Here is a 21,093-nt window from a genome sequence, read left to right as displayed (position 1 = left end):
TGTAGGGTCGGGTTTTACCAAAAATAATTGCCTAAAACCAATCATCTCGTAAACCCGCCCCGGCTACTACTGTCTAATTGAACCTTGAATTTTGTCAAAAACAGCTCCGTCATCGAAGAATTTCTGCTGAATATCTCCCCAGCCTCCTAAGTCTTGAGCTGTAAATAGGGTTTTGATGGGAGCATATTTTTGGACAAATTCTGGTTCCGCCGCTACTGTCGCATCTACTGGTCGAAATCCTGTTTTGGCAAATTCTCGCTGCGCTTCTGGGGTGTAGAGAAACTTGACAAATGCTTCGGCGACTTCGCGAGTCCCGTGTTTATCAACGTTTTTATCGACAATGGCAATCGGATTATCGATCGACACATTCACGTCTGGAATAGTATAAGTCGGTTTTTCGCCTTTCTCACCAGCCAAAATAACCTCGTTTTCGTAATTAATTAAGGCGTCGCCTTGGCCTTGTTTGAAAAATACATCGGTGGCTTCGCGGGCGTCTTTAGTCAGGATGGGGACGTTTTTGTAGACTTTAGTAGTCAAGTCTAATGCTTTGGTTTCGTCTCCTCCGGTTTTAACAACCGAACCCCAGAGTGCGAGGAAATTCCAGCGTGCAACGCCTGATGTTTTGGGATCGGCAGTAATCACTTTTACTCCGTCTTTGCTTAAATCTTCCCAGTTTGTGATGCCTTTGGGATTGCCTTCGCGGGTGACTATTGCTCCTACGGATTTGCTGACTATGCCTTCGTTGGGGACTTCTTTTTCCCACCCAGGCTCAATTAGTCCGGCTTTTTCGATTCTTTGAGTGTCGAGGGCGAGGGCTAGGTGTACGATGTCTGCTTCTAAACCGTCAATTACGGCGCGAGTTTGGGAACCGGAACCGCCGTAGCTTTGGTTGAAGGTGACGGTTTGGCCTTTTTCTTTTTGCCATTGTTCTACGAATTTGGGAATTATCGCTTCGTGCGCGGCTTTGGTGACGGCGAAGGATACTAGGGTTAATTCTACGTTGCCTTTGTTAGCTGCTGGGGTAGCACCGCCTGGAGTGGCTGCGGGGTTGTTGGTGCTTCCCTGGCTGCAGGATGCAACGGCCAGACTTAAAGTTATTCCCACTAAAAATAGCGATACAAATCTTCTCATGGCAGTAAATGATTGATTTGTGCTGGCTGATCGCTGTTGCGGCCAGTAAAGGTGTTGAGTTAGGCGTTGCCACGGGCTCATTATATTTGTTCCTCTAGATAAACTACGGTTATTGGGTAGGAATACCGTAATTATGGTTGTGAAGTACGATTATAGACAAGAGCGAGTCAAAAGGCAACAAAAAAAACAAATTGGGGGAACTCAGGGTCGATCGCATATCCTGAAGTCTTTTCCGTCGGTGTTTTCGATTCAGATTCGGGGTAAAATGTAAAGTGTATAAATACTCTTATTGAGTTAAGGTGCTAAACTTGCGCGGCTGCACGATACGCCTGCATGATACGCCTTACATATACCATCGGCCGATCGCCCAAATGTAATAGCCCTGCCAAGAGTCCCCGCCCCAGCGAGATATGCCTGACTCGCGCGATCGCCCTTAAACTAAGAAAAAGTTTTAACTGGTATGTCCCTACCCCGCCCCGTCTCAGACACCCTAATTGAACTGTTGAAGCCTGTAGCCTCTGAATTGGGAGAAAGATTGGGGGCAAACGCTGTCAGCGAACGCTATGCAGAAATTGAGCCATCGGGTTCTTCAGCTTTGAACCAGCAAATCAAAAAAGACCCCCGCTGGATTAAAGCACAAATGAGATATTTGCAGCGGCAGCAGGCCAGAGAACAAGAATTAATCGCGATCGCCGACGCAGAAGAAAGGGTAAAGGAAGAACGGGCTAATCGAATTAAGGCACAAGAAGTAAGAGATAAGCGGGCAATTAGCCGACTTTGCCGCGACTTAATGCGGGAGTTTCAATCAGAAGCAATTCGAGTTAAGCTGAGCGAAATTCAAACAATTTGGGACAGGGACAACTGGTTTTCTAATTTGAGCAGGCAGGAAACTGAACAGATTTTGCAGCAGCAGCAGCACCGATTGCTGCTGTTAGTTGCTCCCGCAAAAATTAGCCAAGATTGCCCCGATTCGTTTCGCCACAATCTGAATATCGAGCTGCCGGCTAAGTTAAGAGCTTTTTTGAACCAGCACTACCCCCCGCACGGAGATTTGTGCCCGGTTCAGTTTTACGGAGACTATTTCAAAAAATCCATTTCTGATATTGATGTGGAGCGGTTGCAGACTGTGTTGTCTCCCGTACCGACAGCTATACTGTACAGCGATATCAGCGATTATGAAGTTAATTTTCATGTGGGTTTTTGGGGAGTCATCAATCAGAGCGTTTCTCTAGTGGCGATGCAGCCTTGGAATTGGGAAGAGGTTTATCACCAGTTGGAGGCGGAGGGGAAAGACAAAAAGCTGAGCCTGCGGATTATTCGGCAAATAATTGTGACTATTCACAAGTTATTGGCTGCTTTTTTAGCGGATTTGTATTATTTAAATATCGATTTTACTCACGAACCTCAGTTATTTAAATTACAGGCTGAATTTGCTCAGGAATGGTTTTCTAAAGATTGGGCCCAACCCTATATTGAAACTCTTAAAGAAATTCAGGAGCAGCAGCGAATAGTCTATAAGGGAGAGATGCGGCGGCTGGCGCTGCGAGAGGCGAAAGCTAGGGCGGAACGCCAGCGTTTGGAGGAGGCTGAACTCAAACGCAGAGAGGAAGCTGAGGCAGCAGCTAAGCGGGTGAAGGAATTAGCTCATAAATTAAAACATCAGAAATGGCGGTGTGTATTTACGCTGCCGGGACATTCATCGTTTGTGAATTCTCTGGCGATTAGCCCTGACGGCAAAATTTTGGCTAGCGGTAGTTGGGATAAAACTATTAAGATTTGGAATTTAGAAACAACGGAATTAATTGGCACTCTGACGGGACATTCCGATCGCGTAAATTCGGTTGCTATTAGCTATGACGGAAAAATGTTGGTCAGTGGCAGTTCGGACGAAACAATTAAGTTTTGGAATTTGCACAACGGCGATTTGCTGTGTACTTTTCCGGGACATTCTATGGAGGTGAATTCGGTGGCGATTAACCCGAAGCGCCTGGTAATTGCTAGCTGCGGCGGGGCTGATAATACGATTAAGCTGTGGAATTTGCGGAGTGGTGAGTTGCTGCGGACTTTGAAGGGTCATTCTGACAATGTGAATGCGGTGGTTTTTAGCCCGGACGGTAAAATATTGGCGAGTGGCAGTTCGGATGCGACGAGTAAGGTTTGGGATGTGGAAAGCGGCAAGTTGCTGCGGACTCTTTCGGGGTTGAATGTTGGGGTGAATTCTGTGGCGATCGCGCCGGATGGTCAGATTCTTGCTAGCGTGAGCAATGATTATACGATTAAGCTGCGAAATTTGCATAGGGGCAGTTTGTTGCGGATTTTAAATACTAATTCTGGGAGGGGAAAGGGTGTACCGAATTTAGGAACGAATGAGGCCCTGCATATTTTGAAGAATTATGTGAGTCGGGGCGAGTCGGTTGCTATCAGTGGGGACGGTTTGACTTTGGCTAGCGGGTGCGATGATAATACGATTAATATTTGGAATTTGCAGACCGGGGAATTGTTGACCAGTCTTAAGGGACATTCGGGTACGGTGTACTCGGTGGCGATCGCACCTTCGGGCAATTTGCTCGCCAGCGGCAGTGCGGATCAGACGATTAAGATTTGGCGCTGCGATTAGTTAATTGGCACTGGGCTGTGGGCAGCGGGCAGACAATTCCGGTTTGGCCTGTACGGGGAGGGGTTTTGAGCGAATTTGAAAAAAAAGTTGGCTGGGGGGGTTGCGCTAATGACTATAAGTTTGCTATATTAATTTTCACTGCTGGTGTAACTCAGTTGGTAGAGTAGCTGATTTGTAATCAGCCTGTCGCAGGTTCAAATCCTGTCACCAGCTTTATTAGTATAATTTTGATAGATATAACATAACTATCTACAAATCATAAGCTCTATGTTGACGATCGAGCAAATTGAAGCCGCTATCCTGGATCTACCACCAGATAAGTTTCATCAACTTTTGGAATGGTTTCTTGAGTTGGATTATCGGCGTTGGGACGATCAGTTAGAACAAGATATTGCTGGCGGTAAGTTGGAAGATTTAGCCCAGGAGGCGATCGCAGATTTTGAGGCGGGGCGCTATCGGGAAATTTGATGCACTACACGACTCGTCGATTTTGGGAATGCTACAACGCTTTACCTGAAACAGTAAAGCTTTCAGCCATCGATGTTACGAGTTACTTAAAGCCGATCCAACTCATCCATCGCTGCATTTCAAAAAAGTCGGCAAGTATTGGTCAGTCAGAGCCGGACAAGACTACCGAGCTTTGGGTATAGGGATTGAGCAGGGTATTTTGTGGTTTTGGATCGGCGCGCACGCAGAGTACGATCGGCTTATAGGCTAACAGTAACATCAATTTTACCTAACGCAGCGCAGGCTTTTTTCAACCATTCAATTGTTGCTGCATCAAGTACGGGTTCCAGTTTCTCGACTACAGCAGCATGATAATTATTCAACCATGCTAGTTGAGTCTTTGAGAGTCGATCGACATTTATCAATTTGCGCTCAAACGGAATATACGTCAGCGATTCAAATCCGTACCAAACCGTACCGTTTTTGGATGGCATTTCCCTGACAACATAGAGATTTTCGATGCGAATTCCGCCCCATCCCGGTTCGTAATATCCCGGTTCGATGCTCGTTACCATTCCCGCTTCCAGGGGATACTGCACAGATTTGCTGATGCCGTTTGGCCCTTCGTGGCCGGCTAAAAACGCGCCGACTCCGTGCCCTGTACCGTGTCCGTAGTCTAGCTGTTCTTGCCATAATACCGCACGGGCGATCGCATCTAATTGCGCTCCCGTTGTTCCTTTGGGGAATTGCTGCATTGCACAGTTGATGTGCGCGATTAAGACTGTTGTGTAGTGTTCTATTTGTAGCGCCGTGGGTTCTCCGATACTTACTGTTCTCGTATCGTCGGTTGTACCTGCTAAATATTGCGCGCCTGAGTCCAATAACAGCAGTTCCCCCGGTTTTAACGTTATTTCTGGGCTGGGGGTTCCATAATGTACGATCGAGCTATTGGCTCCCGCACCGGCGATCGTTCTAAAAGTTAAAGTCTGAAAATCTGTTTCTTGCTGGTAAAATTTTTCGATGCTTTCTTTGACATCAAACTCTGTCACTACATTACCATTTTCTAGCTGTTCTGTCAACCACTTTAAAGCCAAAGTTTTCGCTCGGCTTGCTTTGAAATTTGCTGATTTCATCTGCTCGATTTCAACCGGATTTTTGCGAGCTTTCATCCCTTCTACTGGATGAGTATCAAAAACTATTTCGATGTTGTATAACTGCGCTTCTTGATGGTTTAATATTAACTGGTACGTGCCTGCTGTGCTGTGTTTCTGGTCTAAAAGTACCCGAACTTTATGTGGCAAATTTACGCAAGTTTCTAATGTATGCGGATAGTCGGCGTAGGGAAGCAAAGTTACATCCGCCCGCAATTCTTGCTTGATTTCTGGTGAAATTCGTTCGGGATTTGTAAACAAAAACGCTGAATCTGTGGTAACAATGGCATAGGATATGAAAATGGGAATGTGGGGAATATCCGAGCCTCGGAGATTGAACAGCCACGCTATTTGATTCAAGTTGGTAATCGGAAGCACATCGATATTGGCTTTTTGCATCGCTTCCCTAACTCTGGCTAATTTTTCGGCGGCGGTTTCTCCTGTCAGGGATACAGGTAAGCTAAATATGGGTTCTGCATCAATCGCGGGTAAAGTCTCTGCTGTTTGCCAAGGAGTTTGCGATCGCACTTTGTCTGTCAAATTCTCCCGGATTGGTATGAGATCAATCTCCGCAGTTGCAAATTTTTTCACCCAATTTTGATATTGCTCTGTCGCTACAGTAAACGGGTCAAAACCCATGCGAATTTTCCTTGATTTTTCGGTCGATTCTACAGCCAGTTTTTCTAAAGTTTCAATTAAGGTTAAATTTCCTTCTAAGCCGAGTTTCGATATTTGAATAATTCCAGTATCGACTTGCAATTCGGCTTGTTCGTAATAGCGGGAATCCACAAACAACCAAGCGGAATCTTTGCCAACCAACAAATCACCAGCGGAACCCGTAAAACCGCACATCCAAGCTCGTCGCTGCTTGGCTGCTGGAACTGATAAATTTAAATGTTCGTCAACCGCTGGGATGTAATAGCAATCTAAGTCGTAATCTGCCATCAAATCGCGCAAATCTGCCAGTTTTGAAGCGGAAGTATCTTGAATCTTTGTATTTGCTTTTAAGTTAGTGGCAACCATTTTTAAATTTCCTATTTTACTTGTTTAAAATTGTCTTCAAACCTTTAACTAATCTCCTAATACCTGCGGTGGCGGTTGCTTTTTCCAAAGCACCATAAGCAACCCGCAAATAGCAGCCGCTATCCATGCCGAATGTTGTACCGGGAAGCACGGCTACGCGATATTCACGAATTAATTTTTCTACTAATTCCATTGTATCGAGTTCAGTATCAACTTTCAAGAAAAAGTAGAAAGCTCCGCAGGCAGGGGAAATTGTACACAAATTTTGGATGGTATTGAGTTCGTCTAATACGAGTTGGCGCACGGATGCGATCGCCCTTACATAATTATCGCAGTAACCTCTACCAATTTGCAAGGCTCCCAGGGCTGCATACTGAGAAATTACGGGCGGACAAATTAAGATGGTATCTTGAATCTTTCTCACTGAAACCAGCAAGTGTTCTGGTATTACCATATACCCGATCCGCCAACTAGCAAAACCGTAAGCCTTGGAGAGGCTAAACAGAGAAATTGTATATTCGTTGCTGTTGGGAAAAGCGGCGGGCGAACAGTGTTTGACACCGTTATAAGTAAAATATTCGTAAGCTTCATCGCTGATGTGATATATGTTGTGCTGGCGACAAATTTCGTTAACTTCCCGGAGTGCTTCGACCGAATAAACAACACCAGTGGGATTATTTGGTGAAATGGTAACTATGGCTCGCGTTTTGTTCGTAATTGCTTTTTTTATAGCATCGATATTAAGTTGATAGTTGGCATCGGTTTCTACTATCACTGGTCGGCAATTTGCCATAATTGCCGCCATTTCGTGGTTGAAGTAATAAGGTGATTGGATAATAACTTCGTCTCCCGCAGAAGTGATAGCGAGAATGGCGTTGGTAAATCCCATGTTACTGCCGGCGGTAACAACAATGCAGTTTTTGCTATTAATTTCTATGCCGTTATCGGTTTTTAGTTTGGCTGCGATTGCATCCTGTAATTGTGAAATTCCTTCCACGGCTTTGTATTTGTGATTGTCGGGATTTGCGAAAAATTCCGGGATTTTATCAAATGATTCTTGTGGCGGATTGTAGTAAACTACGCCTTGTCCTAATGATATCGTTCCCGGATTTTGGCGAATCAGTTCGCCAACTACTGGAATTATGGGCGACTGTACCGATTGCATTCGAGTCGCGTGATTTTTCATCATATATTATAGGGAATTCTAGGGGCAGGTTTCGTGATAATGTACGTCCTGAAGCAAGTTTACTATTTCACGCACTCGCCTCTCCGCTTCAGGATCTATGTACTTCTATTTTAGAACCTTGCGGGGATTTAGAAACTTTAACCTGTGCGGGCAATCTTTCGCCCAATTCTCGAACGTGGGTAATCACTCCAATCAGCCTTTCTCGCTGCCGCAAAGATTCTAAAATTTGAGTAACGCTTTCGAGAGTTTCGGTATCTAAAGTGCCAAATCCTTCATCAAGAAATAAGCTGCCCAAGTGAGTTCCTTGAGACAGTTTTTCTGACAAAGCTAAAGCCATTGATAAGGAAGTTGCAAAGGTTTCGCCACCGGAAAGAGTGCGTACTCGTCTAGCTTCGCCACCGTTCCAATTATCTGCTACCCAGTATTCGCCGTCTTGGTTTTTTAGTTTGTAGCGATTTTCGGTTAATTCTTGCAAAATTAAGGTGGCGCTGCCGACTAATTCTGCTTCTAAATGTTCTAAAATGTAGGATTGAAATTCGTTGGATTTGAGATTCTGCGCTAAGGTGTGATAAGTTTGCTCTTGTTCTGTGAAATTTGTGATTTGCTGTGACAGTCTTTCGGCTTGTTCGAGATTTTGAGCTGCTACTTGAATCCAAGCTAAAAGTTCGGCGCGGTTGTTGTTGGCTTGTTTGAGGTTTTCTTGGGCGGTATGTTTTGCCGATCGCACTTGTGCTAAAGTATTCTCATCCGTAGTTCTGCCTGCGATCGCCTCGCTCAAATCTTTCGCCCGCGTCTCTAACTGAATTTTTGATTCGCGGTGAGAGCGAATAGCATTTTCCCATTCTGATTGTTCCTTAACTGTCGCAACCGCTGCTAAAAATGTCTCTTCTGTGAAATCAGCCGCTGTTAATTTTGCTGACCAATCGAGGTTTAGCTGCTGTTTATGAGCCTGGGCTTGCCCAAAAGCCTCTCCAGCTTGTTGCTCTCTCTCTGCTGCTTGAATAACCTTATTTTGAGCAGTTTGATATGATTTTTCGGCCACTTTAAGCAGATTTGCCAAGTCTTGCTTGTCTTGTTCTAAGACTTTTGCTAAATTAGCATAAGGTTGATATTCCGTAATTTGATAAAGCGCATTTACACAACTTTGGAACTGCTGCTGGCGGCGGTCTGATTCGGCGATCGCATCTTGATATTCCTGCTGTTTAGCTGCTTGAGTCGCCACCGCCAAATTAAATCTTTCCTGAAAATTATCATATTCCAATGATGCCAGTTGGAACTGCTGTTCGGTTTCGCGGTATTGGCGATCGCTCTCTTTAAGGATTGCCAACTCCTGCTGCAACCCCAAGCTTTCCCACTGAGAATCTTCCAGAACTTGAGTAATTTGCTGCTGCAATTCGGCAACTCTATTCCCCGTTAATTCCAGCATTTGAGCAATTTCCGACTCTTTTTGCTGGCAAGCTGAAACTGTACTTTTTGCCTCAGCAGCCAACCTTTGAGCATCTTGAAAAACCTGATTTGCTGCCGCCAATTTCTGCCGCAAACCAGCGACATCGACAATATTAGAATTCGGCAAAGGAGGCAGGCTCTCGCTCTCAGGATGCACCCCCCCGCACACCGGGCAAGTATCGCCAGAATTCAGCGACATTCTGATAGCAGCAACACTCTCTAAACGTGCCGCTTCCGCATTAGCGGTTTGGGCCACTTCTAACTCGCGGGCGCACTCTTTTAACCTGATTTCTGCTGCTTCTAAATTAGTGGCAACCTCCACATAACTCTGTTGAGTTTTTTCCTTATCTGCGATCGATTTATCCAACTGTTGCTGCTGAGCTTTTCCCTGCTTGGTAATTAGCTGAAGTTCCATCAATAAGGGTGAAATTTGCTGCAATTGCTCTAAACGCTTCCCTCCCTGCGAATACTGTGCGAGCTGTGCCGCTGCTTGAGTAACTCGAAAACCCGCGCCTTGAATTTTAGTGTTAGCAGCTTGCAGGTCTTTATCTGCTGCCATAAAAAAGCGGAGTTTTTCCTGTTGAATTTTTTGGGCAAGCGCCACTTCTTTTTCTAATTGAGCGCGCTGTTCTTCATATACTTTAGCAGCAGCGAGAGCATCTTCGCGAGCCTTAATTTGTGGCCCTAGCACCTCTTCTTTCGCTTTTGCCGAGTCAAGTTGCTGCTGCTCTACTGCCAGCTCAGAGCGAGCTTTAATTAACTGCTTTCGCGCTGCCACCGAGGCACTTTCTGCAGTCTCATACTGACTGCGAGCCGATCGCACTAAAGCCCAATCTCCCTGCAAATGATTGGCAGCTTGCGCTCTTTCTAAACGCTGTGCTAAAATTGCAACCTCAGCAGAATTAGCATTTAATTTAGCCAGTTCTTGTTGTAGCTCTTGCCAGCGAGCAATTTGCGAAAATAGCTGTTCCTCTTCATCTAGATCCTTCTGAGCTTTCATCACAGCGCGATCCAACTCAGGCAACTGCTGCTCTAAAATCAAAAGTTGCGATCGTCTTTGAGCCACCTCATCAGCCGTCGGCGCACTCAAATCCGCTAGCTGCCTTTCAACCATTTCCCGTTCCTGTTTCAGCAACTTTGCCAGCTCATTTGTTTCCTTCCGCATCTGCTCAAAAATCTCAAATCCTGCTAACTGCCGCAAAATTTCCCGACGTTTTGATGTATCCCCTTTAATAAACTCATCAAACTTGCCTTGAGGTAGAACAATTGCTCGCGTAAAAGTATCAAAATCCATTCCTAAAATCTGTTCAATGGTATTTTGAACAGCAACGATACTCGTCCCCAAAGTTTCCCATTGACCATTTTGCCAGTTGTCCAAAATCACCTTGTTTTCGGGAGATTTCGGACGGAAACGCCACCTTCGCGTCACCCGATACTGTGCCGAACCCACAGCAAAATGCAACTGCACTTTTAAATTTTCGCTACCTTGGCTCGCCAAATCACTTACTTGTTTGCCGCTGCGAGTAGTAGTGCCAAAAAGAGCGTAAGTCATGGCATCTAACAGTGAAGATTTGCCCGCACCTGTAGCACCAGTAATTGCAAACAAATCGAGTTGAGAAAAATCTAAACGCTGTTCGCGGTGGAAGCTGGTAAATCCTTCGAGAATAAGTTCGAGTGGACGCATACTGATTTTAGATTTGGGATTTGGGGTTTTAGATTGTTATATTCAGGTCTACTGTCTTCCTTCTACAGTCTTCCCGATCCCCCCTAACCCCCCTTAACAAGGGGGGAACAAGAGTATTATCAAAGTCAACCCCTACTCCCCTTCTTAAGGGGGATTTAGGGGGATCTAGACTCGACTACAAGCGACATTGAGCGTGGGTTTCAGTCTTAAAACTATTTGAAATTTGAGATTTTGGATTTTGGATTGTATCTTTTTACCCATTTAATTGTTAACTGTTTCCTTAAACTTCTTGTACAAATTTTTAAATTCCTCCAATACTGCCGGTTTCGGTGTCGTTCCCAAGCGGTTTTGATAATAGTTGCAAAACTCTGCTGCCGCATCGAAATTATTGGGATCGATATTAGTTATTTCTGTCGGTTCTAGCGCTGCATCTGGATAGCGCGGTTCAATTAACAGCGCTTGAGAACAGATTTGGCGCACTCGATCGGCAAGTCCGATTTGCGGACTGTCCAGTTCGACAATTACTTTCAAGAAACCCGGATGATACTGATGAGCTTGTAAACTTTCATCGAGATTGTCGTTATGACATTTAAGCACTTTTAACGGCTTGTGGCAAGCCACAGGCTTAAATTCCACCTTTGCCTGACTTCCCGGCTCAACTTCTATCAAGCAAAATCCTTTTTCCTGTTCCGCTTCTCCAAAATCTAACTGAATCAAAGAACCGGAATAATAAGCGGGAGAAGTCTCAGAAATTCGCTGGTGAATGTGGATGTGTCCGAGGGCAACATACTGAGCTTCCGGGGGCAGAGTTTGCGCTGACAGCAGGTATTTTTCTCGCGTGTAATAAGCGACTTCGGATTTTGCCAATCGAGCGCCGTCAATGCTCATGTGTCCCATGAGAATATTGACCGTATTATCTCTAAACTCTCTGCTTAAATCTTCGAGTAAATATGCTACGATTTCGCGGTAATCTTTGCGGCGATCAGCATCGCCAGACTGCCAGAGAGAATTAGCATCTAACAGTCTTTGTTCGGAAGCAAAAGGCATCGCTCCCACACAAAGTTTACCGCTTTTTGTATTAATAGTAATTGTGCCACCGTCGGCGGAAAGCCTGGGTTTGCCTAAAGCGCGAACACCGGCGAGGGAAAGCAATTGCGCGATGCTGTCGATGCGGGATGCCGAATCGTGATTACCGGCGATCGCAATTGCGGGAATTCCTGCTGCTTGGAGTTCGCAGAAAAAGTTATAAGCAATGCGTTCGGCGTAAGCGGGAGGGTTGGGTACGTCGAAAATGTCGCCCGCAACGAGCACAGCATCGACATCCAAGGCTTTTGCTTGCTTCAAAATCTGTTCGAGGGCGATCGCAATTTCAAAAGTGCGATCTATCCCTCGAAAACGCCGCCCTAAATGCCAGTCAGCAGTATGAATTATTCGCATAGTACGAGAAGTATTTTGTTTATGTTAACTGAGATGTTGTACCATTTTCAAGAACGGGCATCTTGCCCGTTCATAAAAGCCTGATTTAAAATGGTAAAATATCTCAGTTTTAATGTTTTGTGCGATCGCGGTATAAATATCTGCCACAGTTTATGCCTCTTCCTGTTCTCTAATTGCTATTTCAATCTCATCAGAATATGCCTCAGCATAAGCCCAAGCATTCACCAAATCAGCGGCACGCAGAGTCGGATAGTCTTCTAAGAGTTCAGCCTCAGAAATACCTAAATCGCGAGCATTCACCAGCACCCAAACAGGAATTCGCGTTTGTCTGATGCAAGCATCGCCGCCGCACACGCCGGGAGTTTTTTGAATTCCCGACCAAAATTTTCTTAAACTTTGGGCTAGTAATTCTATAGCTTGAGCCTTCTCTTCGGGAGTTAAAGCTAAGAGTTGCGGTTGCAATTCTTTCAGTGTCGTATTTGCCGTTATTGAGTTCATAAATATTAATTTTTTTTTTTGCCATACAGGTATTCTAGCACTGGTGGCTAAATCAAAACTTTCATTCAACCGGCTGCACATCGTGAAACCGAGTATAATCAACCACCCGCCCTCCCGTCGCCGATTTCAAAAGAATATCTACAAACCGCATATTCCACATAATTTCAGACGCCACAAAAGAATGTCGCGCATGAATAGTTTGCGAAACTGTTTCGTCAATTCCTGTTAACGTAATTACAATTTCTGCTTGCTGTTCCATCAAGTCTTGAGCAGTAAGTTGGTACAAAGGACTGCTCTCCTCAATTGCGTGCATAACCGTCCAAGTTAATGCAAAAACCGGAGAGTGACTTCGCACCAATTGCAAATCGTAAAAACGCCGCATAAATTCTCCTTCCGCTGTTACCTCGTCACGGATCAAAGTAGCTCGCTGCTGCGCTTCTAAAATTTGGTTGAAACGCTGATTTGCAGTGCGGTACATCAGAGTCGGAACGCCGTTGAAAGGAGCGATCACAGCTACGCGGCTGAAGATAACTCTAGCTGTTGGTCTGGAAAATCTCGAAAAAGCCAGTCCCGTCACCATCGCGACTCCCCACAAAGCAAAAAGCGCTTGGATCGCGACTATAGTATTAGCGTAATCCGTGCGCGGATACATAGCGCCGTAGCCGATCGTCGCCATTGTTTGGATGCTGAAATAAAAGGCATCTGGGAAAGAACCCGGCCGCGCGTTAGCAATGCAATCTCCTCCCGCCAAGTAAGCTAAGGCAAATAAAGAATTCGTGACTGTATAGGAGAGACAAATCAGGATGAAAAATCGCGGCCAAGAAAGAGTTAGCAGCCTGTGGTAGAGGTCGGCAAAATGCAGGCGAGGTACTCCCAACTTGACAATATTTAAGGGGAATTGTCCTTGGCGACTGACTAAACGAGCCTGTGGCTGGTGATTGCGGTTGATTTTCATTGCGATTTGTAACTGCGGCTGTTTCAATTTGTAACTATTGCTTTGACCGGGAAAACTTATCCTTTAGACTGATGTCTGATTCCAAAAATTCGGATAAAAGCGGAGTTTAGAAATGGTTGAGCTTAACTGGCATGACTATCTCGTTATGGTTTCTTTTGTGGCTTCTATTGCGGGTCTAGTCCTGCTGGGTGATAATCGCAACTCGCAGCCAACGGACGATCGCACTTTGAGCGAGGAAATCCTAATCAAGATGAGCTTTACTTACTGGATAGTGTACTGCATCTCTTTCTTCGGGCTGAAACTTCACCTACCAGAGGATAGCTGGTTATTGCTCAGTTTGAAGCTGACTACGGTTCTTTCTTACTTGTTGACTGCTTCTAGCATACTCAGCCTGCCGCTGCAACGCATGGCTGTCCGACGAGTTGAAGATTAACAAAAGGTGTTTGTAGTGAGGACTTCAGTTTTTTCGATCGCGGTGAACAAAAACTCAAGTCCTGACTGCAAAGCTAATTGAGTTATATTACCGGGCAATAAGCTCACAGCTAGCTGTGAGCTTGTTTAATGGTTTATTATCCGAGGGATGCAGACTAACGCGCCCAAAATGGCTAGGGTCGATCGCACTCGCACTTGAAATTGCCATTCTCTTCCTGCTTTCCCTTGGCTGCGGCAATCTCATCGAGTATCCCTTGGCGAAGCCGGCGCATTAGCGCATAGCAGTAGATGGAGTTGGTGAGCAGCCTACACTGTATGCGATAGCATAGCGTGTAGGAGTCTGCCACTAACTTAGTTGCTTAGGATTTAAAGCCTTTAGAGCTTTTCTTTTTCTCCTGCGGTTTGGACTTTGACTTATTAACTTCGCCTAAAGCTTCCTGAAATAAGTTGTGCAGGTGCACGGGAACGCTGGCAATTTCCGGGAGTTCGGGTTCTAAGGGTTTTTTGAACTCTTCCAGCAAGGCATCTAAATCGCGATCGATCTGAAAATTAGTCCGCTGCAATACAGTTTGCAAAACTTGTTCTAATTTCGCTGGATTAACTTTAGCTAACCGTTGCCAAATCCAGACATTAATTGCAGGATCTTCTAGATAGTTACGCACCAGCTTTTCGTAACCGGGAACGGTTGAAAAGTCTTCGGCTGCTAGCAGTGCAGTAAATTGAGCGTAAGTAGACAAAAAGGTTTGTCCCCAGCGAGGATGAGAAAGTGCTGTCACCTGTTCGGCTTTCTTGAAGCGATCGGGCAATTCGACTTTTGGCATTACCATTTTTGAACTAGCATTGCTGTCGAGCATTACCTCAACTGCGTTAGCATCGGCACCTGCTGCGGCGATGGCGGCTGCTTTGACTTCTTCTCGATCGACTCCGGCATCTTCAACGATATCCGCCAGAGATTTACTTCCATCAACGCCGATATCAGCTAGGCGTTTTTTAGTGATAAATTCCTGAAATTCAGCCAACTGTTTATTCAGGTGATATCCCGATAGCGTTACTTCCTCGCTGCCAAAAAATTCGGTAAAATCTTCGTGGTACTTTTCTACCGAATCCCAAGCTTGCTCTAACAATTCCGGCGCATCGCTGTACAGGTTCTGTTTGTGATTTTGCTTGAAATTGCCGATCGCCACCGCCAACTTCGGCTTACCCAATTTCCCCTTCAGGATGGGAGAGCTCGAAAGTACCCACCAGTCATCGGTAAGGGGAGAAATCCGAGCCAGCAAGATTTCTCCTAACTTAAAGCGAGACATTTCTGCAAGAAAATTAGGACTGTTGGGCTTGACAACGTAGTGCTTAGCCGTCAGCCAGTTCATCAGTTCAAACCTGTCGGGGGAAAGTTGAGTGATTTCAAATAAGCCAGTGAAGCTTCTGTGCTCCCAACTTTCGAGCAAGCTACGATCGCTCTCGGTTAAATCCGGCTGACTTTCGACAAATAGGTCGATCGGCGTTTTGTCTCCGACTTTACCTTCGACGGTAAAACTGTCAATCACTTGATTTTGCTGAGCAATGTCGTAGCGTTCGCCGATCGATCGAGCAGCAGCATAAGCTTCCAAAGCTACCGCCAACTCTCCCTCAGCATCCAGCACAAAGTCAATTAAATTTTGCTTGAGTGTCCAAGCTCTTTCCAACATTTCATCCACAAGTAATACCAATTTAGAATGAGAGGATTTAGATTAACAATTATCGGACTTGAAGCCACCGATGCTTTACGATCCGGCTGCGATTGAAGAAAGCGCATCGCGAACAATAACAGAAATATGCGATCGATGCCTCAGTCCTGAATAAGCTTAATTTTAAGGCTAATAGTCAAAAAAAAATGCCCATCTCCAACAGAAGCATCCCGATTTGGTAAAAAGCGTTTATTACGAGTGCGATCGTCGAGTACAGCAAAGCCTCTGCGTCTCTAGGGAGTTCTCGCAGCGAACAGTCCTGTAAAATAAAAAAAAATCGTGCTGAAAAAGGCGATTTCAAGGGAGCATAAAAATACCCTCTCCGATGTAGAGAGGGGCTGAAAATCCCCAAAAACTTCGCTAAACTCGCGTTAAAAACTGTGGCACCTATCAACAACAGTCCAAGACGCTGCAGCCGGGTTTTTTTGCTCAAACACTTTCCTCCATTCCGGTACCAGGCTAAAAATAACCGGAACGCTTGAGTTTGTGTGTCTCCAAGACAGAGAAATACTTGGCGTAAGCCCTTAGCGACCGTCTTTGTCAATGTCGCCAGGAACAGCGCGTTCCACCCGATCCCAAGCGTCGCGCGTGGCGGGCTTAGCTTTTTCCCAAGTCACTTTAGACTTACCCCGATTTGTTTCGTAGTCGCGCCGCAAATCGTCTTCGATCTCGTGGTATTTCTTACCCGTAGCGCCATAGCGACTGTATCCTTCATAACCCGTGCGGTATGCAGGCTGATAGTCTTCGTAAGTCGCGCTAGTGTCCACGTAAGGACGGGAACTGTAGTTGCTTTGCCAGTAAGCCTCTTCTACCGTGGGGTCGATCGCCTCGCCCACACCTTTGCCCACCAAACCGCCGCCAAACGAACCCACCACAGCGCCTACCACTGCTCCTACAGGCCCGCCGATGGCACCGCCGATCGCAGCACCTGCCGCACCCGCACCCGCCGCACCAATACCCGTTGCGACTGGATGAGCCCCTGTTTCGCCCGAAATCGGGTCGAGGTTAGCATCAGGTTCATGTACCGTTTTTTTGTCATCGCTCATGATATTTTTTTCCTTTTATCTAACTGTAACTCTTAATTAAATTTACCTTTTAAACTCATCTCTATTCATCTTCCTTGAGGATGAATCTGCTAGCTTAAAAAGCAGGGAAATGAAAAAATAGTTCGGGACTCAAAAAGTAGTTTTACACGTTACTCTAAAGCGATCAGGGGCGCCGAGGCGCACCCTAGATGATTATGTTCAAGTGAGTTCTGAGCTCGGCTCAATTGTTTACTCACGGAAGCTGTGTATTTACCAGCAACTTGAGTTAGATATAAATCTCTTGATTTATTAGTTGCCCGTTACCTTTTCGATCAAATCTTCAGCTTTTTGAACTATGCCTTCTTGCGGGTGTTCTCCCTTGTACTCCTTTAAGCTTTCGTCGTAAGCTTTCTCGACCTTTGCAGGATTTTGAGAGGTTTTGACTATTTCTTCGTAAGCTGCTTGGGGATTCAGATCCTCGAAACTTTCTGCGGGGTCAGTAATTTTAGCTTCTGGCTGCGCCTGAGTTCTGTCTTGACCTGCGTAAGCAGACTGACTGGGTACTACCGCTAGACTTAGCAGACCAATGAACGCCAGGGTACAGACCAGCAAAATGCTTTGGCTCAATGTTTGTCCTAGAGCTTTTAAAACCCGCTTCATATCAACTTCTCCTGGTATTTTTTCGCAAAAATTATGGTGTTTGTCGCCCCTTCACTGCGATCGCACATTGACAACCTTGGTTCAATCGCAATCTTTGTCGCAGCTACCGCATCTAGAGCGAGCCAAAAGGGATGTTTCCCGTGACCTCCAATATCTTAAGCGCCTGCTTGTTATTATTACTTCTACCAAAAGATAGATTAGTTAGACAAGCGGAACTCATTTCATATCAGGGGCGATCGCAATTCCTGCGAGGAACCCTATCTAGGGGTTTTCTCATCAATTACGAAGCCCCTGACTCTTCTATTTAGGCGCGTCTTTTGCGTCTTCGCAGTTCGGACAAAAATCCCATTTCCCAACATTTTAAATTGCTAAAAATAACCTACCAACTACAAAACAACCTGCTCTATGTCTAGTTTTCTGTTCTGCATAGCTCGTTCAAATAGCTCAGTAGAAAGAGCTTGTTCTACCGACCAAACTCCGGGTTTTTCCAGTTTTCCTTCTAACATTAATTGAGCTATGCTGCCAGTACCGATGCCCGTAGCGACGGCAGCACTGGGGTGTACCGCTGTCGAGCAAACTTTAGTCGGTTTGCCGTTTTTGAGACCAGTCACTTGCGATCGCACTGCCACACCAACCCCACTAAAACTATTAGTAACACTGGTCATCCCATAACTGACGTAGGAGAGAAATTCAATCACGGAGTTATTTTTGAGCCAGCTAGCAGGCCAATACTTGGCAACAAACCAGGTAAGGTGATTGTAAAGGTCGGGAGACGTACCGAATTTAGTCACAACTGATTTGACGGCGAAAGTTTCGGGCAAAGTGATGGCTTCCGGCATATCGAACCAGTAAACCCCTGTGTTGCCGTAGGGTGCGGGAAATTCAATTGTTTCGCGATCGCTGTAGGGATTTACTTGCTGCCACTTGCGATCGGCCCAAACCTCAAAAGGGGTTTGCAGTCCTAAAAAAGTGGTTCTCATGACGGTAACGCCAGCACCGCCAGAACCTCCGACAACATAACTCAAATGGATATGTTCTGCTTCATCTAATTGTTCCACATCTCGGCGCACCATGCTATTAGACACACCGGGGAAAATGCCCGTGTTAATAATAGCAGTAATCCCAGCATTTTTAGCAGTTTCGCGCAATTCTAAAGCTCTGCGAGTAAAACTGCGGCTGTCGCTGACATCAGTATAATTAACACCTGCTTCGATGCAAGTTTTCAATACACTGGCGTCTCGGTAGTGAAAAGGCCCCGCACAGTGAACGACAAGATTAGACTCTGAAACAGCTTTTTGCAGGGCTGCACTGTCCGCTAAATCAAAAGTTTGGTACTGCACCCGATCCGGCGGCAATCCCGGCCCAATAGAGGCTTCAGAGTTGCGTCCGGTAACGGTAATTTCTGCGTCGGTATGGGTAACAAGGTCTTGGGCAACGCTGCTGCCAATTCGTCCCCGCCCGCCGACAATCAAAACTCGGTTTGCCATCGCTAAAAAAAGGGTAACGCCACTTCTCAGTTTCTCAACTTGGGGCCGGCGTTTTCATCCACATAAAGTATGAATTTATGAGAATGTCAGATGCTGGGGGATCAGTGGCGATCGCCCTGATTCGGAGATGGGGAGCGACTTCTACCAGCGACTTGCCTGTTTTGCTTTCATTAGAGGTTTGGCTGCGATACTAAGTTTAAAAATGGCTTCAGCGTTAACTTTTTCTTCTAATATTGAGAATTTTTTCGAGGGAATATGCTCTCTGATGACAAAATATTTTAACAGATTTGACGCAGCGCGAACCGCCGCCAGCCTTGGCGAAAGATGCAGCGGATTTAGAAAAGATATTGAGGGCGATCGCAAATCGTTTTCCCTTCATAGGGAATCAACCAGAAAAAATTATCGCACTTGCCCACTGATAAATCAATACAAACAAACGCAGATGAATCACATCTGCGTTTATCTGCGTTTATATGCGGTTCCTAAAAATCTTACTTCTCATTACTCCGAAATACCGACTTACCCTTCGCTTTCAGAGTGTTAGCCGCATCTGCGAAAGTCTGGGCGAAAGGCTGCTGCGAGTGCATGAAAACGCGAGCGGTATTGCGTCCCGGCATACCCGAAATTGATCCGCCCGGATGCGTTCCTGCCCCCGTGAGAAACAAACCGTCGATCGGCGTTTTGTAATTCGCCAACTCCGGCAAAGGACGGAAAAATATCATCTGATCTAGTGTCATATCAACGTGATAATAATTTCCCTTCAAAGCCCCCAAACGTTCTCCCAATTCCGCCGGACTTTCCACGTGGCGGCCGATAATTGCATTTTTGATATTGGGGGCGTATTCTGCTAATTTATCAATGCAGCGATCGGCAACTTGGTTTTTCAGCTCATCCGTCCAACCCGTACCGTGCTGGCCGGTTCCTTCAGCATTTTCGATCATGTAAGGAGCAAAAAATTCAATCCAAGCCGTATGATGTCCGGGGGGAGCCATTGACGGGTCTAGTACCGTCGGAAACACCACATACATCGATGGGTCTGAGTCGGGAATTCGGCCAATTGAAGGGTCGCTGTGAGCGATTTCAACGTGTCTCACCGAGTCTGCAATTAAAACCGAACCGATTAAATATTCGTCCCGATGATTCCAGCGCTCAAACTTGGGCATTTCATTGAGAGCTAAGTCTATTTTGAGAATAGTCTCGTTGTTGTTAACAATTTTGCGCTCCAATCTTTCCCGCAAATTCGGGTCAGCAGCATCGACATCGCTGTCATCCATTAAATGCAGAAACAAGCGCTTAGCATCAATATTAGAAATGACACCTTTTGTAGCGCGGTATTCCGTGCCGTTGGCAACTCGGACTCCCACAGCGCGACCGTCATCAACTAATATTTTCTCGACGTGCTGGTCGGTAAGTACCACGCCCGAGTATTTTTTCACTACACTAAGCAGCGCTTGCACTAATGCACCCGTCCCTCCGCGCGGTCTTGCCATGCCGGGATTGTGCCTCATTGCCAGCATAATTGCGCCTACAGCCAGAGTTTTTTGCGAAGGAGGCGCGCCGAGTTCTGCGGCGAATCTTGCTAGGGGTGCTTTGATAAATTCCTCGTCAAACCACTCGTTGAGAATGTCTTCCGCGCTGGTGAGCATCGTGCGAACAAAGTCCAGCGTTTTGTCGGGGGAACCTATTACTGAAAATAAATCTTTGAGTTTGGCAATATCGTAGTTGCCTGCAATATCTATGAGGGATTTTGGTGGCGCATTAAACATCGGAACCATTGCACCTAAAGCCCGCTGCCAAAAGTCTGTATATTCAGCATATTTTTTGGCATCGCGCTCGTTGTAGCGGGCAATTTCAGCACAAGTTTTTTCTACTGATTTGTGCGCTAAGAAATATTTGCCGTCGGGATGCGGACAAAAGGCAACTGGATCGCAGAAAAGATATTCTAAACCGTGTTTTTCCAGTTCTAATTCTTCTACAACTGGCCCTAAATGGATAAATTCGTGGTCGATCGCGCACATATTGAATTTAAAGTCCGGCAATTCGGGAATCGCAGCTTCAGTAGTTGCCGCGCCGCCGGGAACCGAACGTTTTTCTAACAACAAGACCGTATATCCCGCTTTGAGGAGATAAGACGCACAGACTAGCCCGTTGTGACCGGCGCCTATGATAATGACATCATACGTTTGCATA

General features: G+C 45.8%; 17 protein-coding genes and 1 tRNA gene. 5 read left to right on the top strand and 13 right to left on the bottom strand.

The genetic code is table 11. The features are described from left to right. Positions 1–66 precede the first annotated feature (66 nt). Entirely contained in the window at positions 67–1,212 is a 1,146-nt protein-coding gene (locus QUB37_RS10630) for a sulfate ABC transporter substrate-binding protein (protein ID WP_333161674.1), read from the bottom strand. Between the two features lie 379 nt (positions 1,213–1,591). Here QUB37_RS10630 and QUB37_RS10625 point away from each other — a divergent pair, with 379 nt between their 5' ends. From QUB37_RS10625 to QUB37_RS10615, 3 genes are all read left to right on the top strand, one after another. Beyond that, positions 1,592–3,748 (top strand): WD40 domain-containing protein, encoded by a 2,157-nt coding sequence (locus QUB37_RS10625; protein WP_333161672.1) that lies wholly within the window; start codon positions 1,592–1,594, stop codon positions 3,746–3,748. 140 nt (positions 3,749–3,888) lie between these two features. Further along, positions 3,889–3,961 (top strand) — tRNA-Thr (locus tag QUB37_RS10620). 54 nt (positions 3,962–4,015) lie between these two features. Further along, on the top strand, positions 4,016–4,216 hold the full coding sequence (locus QUB37_RS10615; protein WP_333161670.1) for a hypothetical protein: 201 nt from the start codon (positions 4,016–4,018) through the stop codon (positions 4,214–4,216). A 239-nt stretch (positions 4,217–4,455) separates the two neighbouring features. Here QUB37_RS10615 and QUB37_RS10610 read toward each other — a convergent pair whose 3' ends face one another. The 6 genes from QUB37_RS10610 to QUB37_RS10585 form a co-directional block, all read right to left on the bottom strand. Beyond that, positions 4,456–6,369: an aminopeptidase P family protein gene (locus QUB37_RS10610; RefSeq protein WP_333161668.1), complete on the bottom strand. Its 1,914-nt coding sequence runs from the start codon at positions 6,367–6,369 to the stop codon at positions 4,456–4,458. A 16-nt stretch (positions 6,370–6,385) separates the two neighbouring features. Next, on the bottom strand, positions 6,386–7,555 hold the full coding sequence (locus QUB37_RS10605; RefSeq protein WP_333161776.1) for a pyridoxal phosphate-dependent aminotransferase: 1,170 nt from the start codon (positions 7,553–7,555) through the stop codon (positions 6,386–6,388). A gap of 88 nt (positions 7,556–7,643) precedes the next feature. Beyond that, positions 7,644–10,685, bottom strand: a complete 3,042-nt coding sequence (locus QUB37_RS10600; RefSeq protein ID WP_333161666.1) for an SMC family ATPase — start codon at positions 10,683–10,685, stop codon at positions 7,644–7,646. A 261-nt stretch (positions 10,686–10,946) separates the two neighbouring features. Then, on the bottom strand, positions 10,947–12,122 hold the full coding sequence (locus QUB37_RS10595; protein ID WP_333161664.1) for an exonuclease SbcCD subunit D: 1,176 nt from the start codon (positions 12,120–12,122) through the stop codon (positions 10,947–10,949). 150 nt (positions 12,123–12,272) lie between these two features. After that, positions 12,273–12,620, bottom strand: coding sequence for a DUF433 domain-containing protein (locus QUB37_RS10590; RefSeq protein WP_333161662.1), 348 nt, complete (start codon positions 12,618–12,620; stop codon positions 12,273–12,275). A gap of 61 nt (positions 12,621–12,681) precedes the next feature. Beyond that, positions 12,682–13,575, bottom strand: coding sequence for an ion channel (locus tag QUB37_RS10585; RefSeq protein WP_333161660.1), 894 nt, complete (start codon positions 13,573–13,575; stop codon positions 12,682–12,684). Positions 13,576–13,687: 112 nt separating this feature from the next. On the opposite strand from QUB37_RS10585, the gene QUB37_RS10580 reads away from it, so the two are divergent. Continuing rightward, positions 13,688–14,008 (top strand): hypothetical protein, encoded by a 321-nt coding sequence (locus QUB37_RS10580; RefSeq protein WP_333039230.1) that lies wholly within the window; start codon positions 13,688–13,690, stop codon positions 14,006–14,008. 172 nt (positions 14,009–14,180) lie between these two features. Here QUB37_RS10580 and QUB37_RS10575 read toward each other — a convergent pair whose 3' ends face one another. The 5 genes from QUB37_RS10575 to QUB37_RS10555 form a co-directional block, all read right to left on the bottom strand. After that, positions 14,181–14,354: a hypothetical protein gene (locus QUB37_RS10575; RefSeq protein WP_333161658.1), complete on the bottom strand. Its 174-nt coding sequence runs from the start codon at positions 14,352–14,354 to the stop codon at positions 14,181–14,183. Positions 14,355–14,366: 12 nt separating this feature from the next. Continuing rightward, on the bottom strand, positions 14,367–15,701 hold the full coding sequence (locus QUB37_RS10570) for a hypothetical protein (protein ID WP_333161656.1): 1,335 nt from the start codon (positions 15,699–15,701) through the stop codon (positions 14,367–14,369). Positions 15,702–16,255: 554 nt separating this feature from the next. Further along, positions 16,256–16,777, bottom strand: a complete 522-nt coding sequence (locus tag QUB37_RS10565; RefSeq protein WP_333161654.1) for a hypothetical protein — start codon at positions 16,775–16,777, stop codon at positions 16,256–16,258. A 288-nt stretch (positions 16,778–17,065) separates the two neighbouring features. Next, entirely contained in the window at positions 17,066–17,416 is a 351-nt protein-coding gene (locus tag QUB37_RS10560) for a hypothetical protein (RefSeq protein ID WP_333161652.1), read from the bottom strand. Between the two features lie 386 nt (positions 17,417–17,802). Then, positions 17,803–18,903 carry a saccharopine dehydrogenase NADP-binding domain-containing protein gene (locus QUB37_RS10555; RefSeq protein ID WP_333161650.1) on the bottom strand — a complete coding sequence of 367 codons (1,101 nt, stop codon included), beginning with the start codon at positions 18,901–18,903 and terminating at the stop codon, positions 17,803–17,805. Between the two features lie 287 nt (positions 18,904–19,190). On the opposite strand from QUB37_RS10555, the gene QUB37_RS10550 reads away from it, so the two are divergent. Next, positions 19,191–19,322 carry a hypothetical protein gene (locus QUB37_RS10550; protein ID WP_333161648.1) on the top strand — a complete coding sequence of 44 codons (132 nt, stop codon included), beginning with the start codon at positions 19,191–19,193 and terminating at the stop codon, positions 19,320–19,322. Positions 19,323–19,394: 72 nt separating this feature from the next. On the opposite strand, the gene crtO is transcribed toward QUB37_RS10550, so the two are convergent. Further along, positions 19,395–21,092 carry a beta-carotene ketolase CrtO gene (gene crtO / locus QUB37_RS10545; RefSeq protein WP_333161646.1) on the bottom strand — a complete coding sequence of 566 codons (1,698 nt, stop codon included), beginning with the start codon at positions 21,090–21,092 and terminating at the stop codon, positions 19,395–19,397. Between the last annotated feature and the right edge of the window lies 1 nt (position 21,093).

The organism is Microcoleus sp. AT3-A2, from assembly GCF_036705685.1.
In the GTDB taxonomy this organism is placed as follows: Bacteria; Cyanobacteriota; Cyanobacteriia; order Cyanobacteriales; family Microcoleaceae; genus Microcoleus.
Note: the sequence above shows the minus strand (reverse complement) of the source record. Positions and strands in the feature narration are given on the sequence as shown.

Coding starts and splice junctions, on each gene's coding strand:
- QUB37_RS10630 (WP_333161674.1), bottom strand. CDS start 1,212: ATGAGCCCGTGGCAACGCCTAACTCAACACCTTTACTGGCCGCAACAG.
- QUB37_RS10625 (WP_333161672.1), top strand. CDS start 1,592: ATGTCCCTACCCCGCCCCGTCTCAGACACCCTAATTGAACTGTTGAAG.
- QUB37_RS10615 (WP_333161670.1), top strand. CDS start 4,016: ATGTTGACGATCGAGCAAATTGAAGCCGCTATCCTGGATCTACCACCA.
- QUB37_RS10610 (WP_333161668.1), bottom strand. CDS start 6,369: ATGGTTGCCACTAACTTAAAAGCAAATACAAAGATTCAAGATACTTCC.
- QUB37_RS10605 (WP_333161776.1), bottom strand. CDS start 7,555: ATGAAAAATCACGCGACTCGAATGCAATCGGTACAGTCGCCCATAATT.
- QUB37_RS10600 (WP_333161666.1), bottom strand. CDS start 10,685: ATGCGTCCACTCGAACTTATTCTCGAAGGATTTACCAGCTTCCACCGC.
- QUB37_RS10595 (WP_333161664.1), bottom strand. CDS start 12,122: ATGCGAATAATTCATACTGCTGACTGGCATTTAGGGCGGCGTTTTCGA.
- QUB37_RS10590 (WP_333161662.1), bottom strand. CDS start 12,620: ATGAACTCAATAACGGCAAATACGACACTGAAAGAATTGCAACCGCAA.
- QUB37_RS10585 (WP_333161660.1), bottom strand. CDS start 13,575: ATGAAAATCAACCGCAATCACCAGCCACAGGCTCGTTTAGTCAGTCGC.
- QUB37_RS10580 (WP_333039230.1), top strand. CDS start 13,688: ATGGTTGAGCTTAACTGGCATGACTATCTCGTTATGGTTTCTTTTGTG.
- QUB37_RS10565 (WP_333161654.1), bottom strand. CDS start 16,777: ATGAGCGATGACAAAAAAACGGTACATGAACCTGATGCTAACCTCGAC.
- QUB37_RS10560 (WP_333161652.1), bottom strand. CDS start 17,416: ATGAAGCGGGTTTTAAAAGCTCTAGGACAAACATTGAGCCAAAGCATT.
- QUB37_RS10555 (WP_333161650.1), bottom strand. CDS start 18,903: ATGGCAAACCGAGTTTTGATTGTCGGCGGGCGGGGACGAATTGGCAGC.
- crtO (WP_333161646.1), bottom strand. CDS start 21,092: ATGCAAACGTATGATGTCATTATCATAGGCGCCGGTCACAACGGGCTA.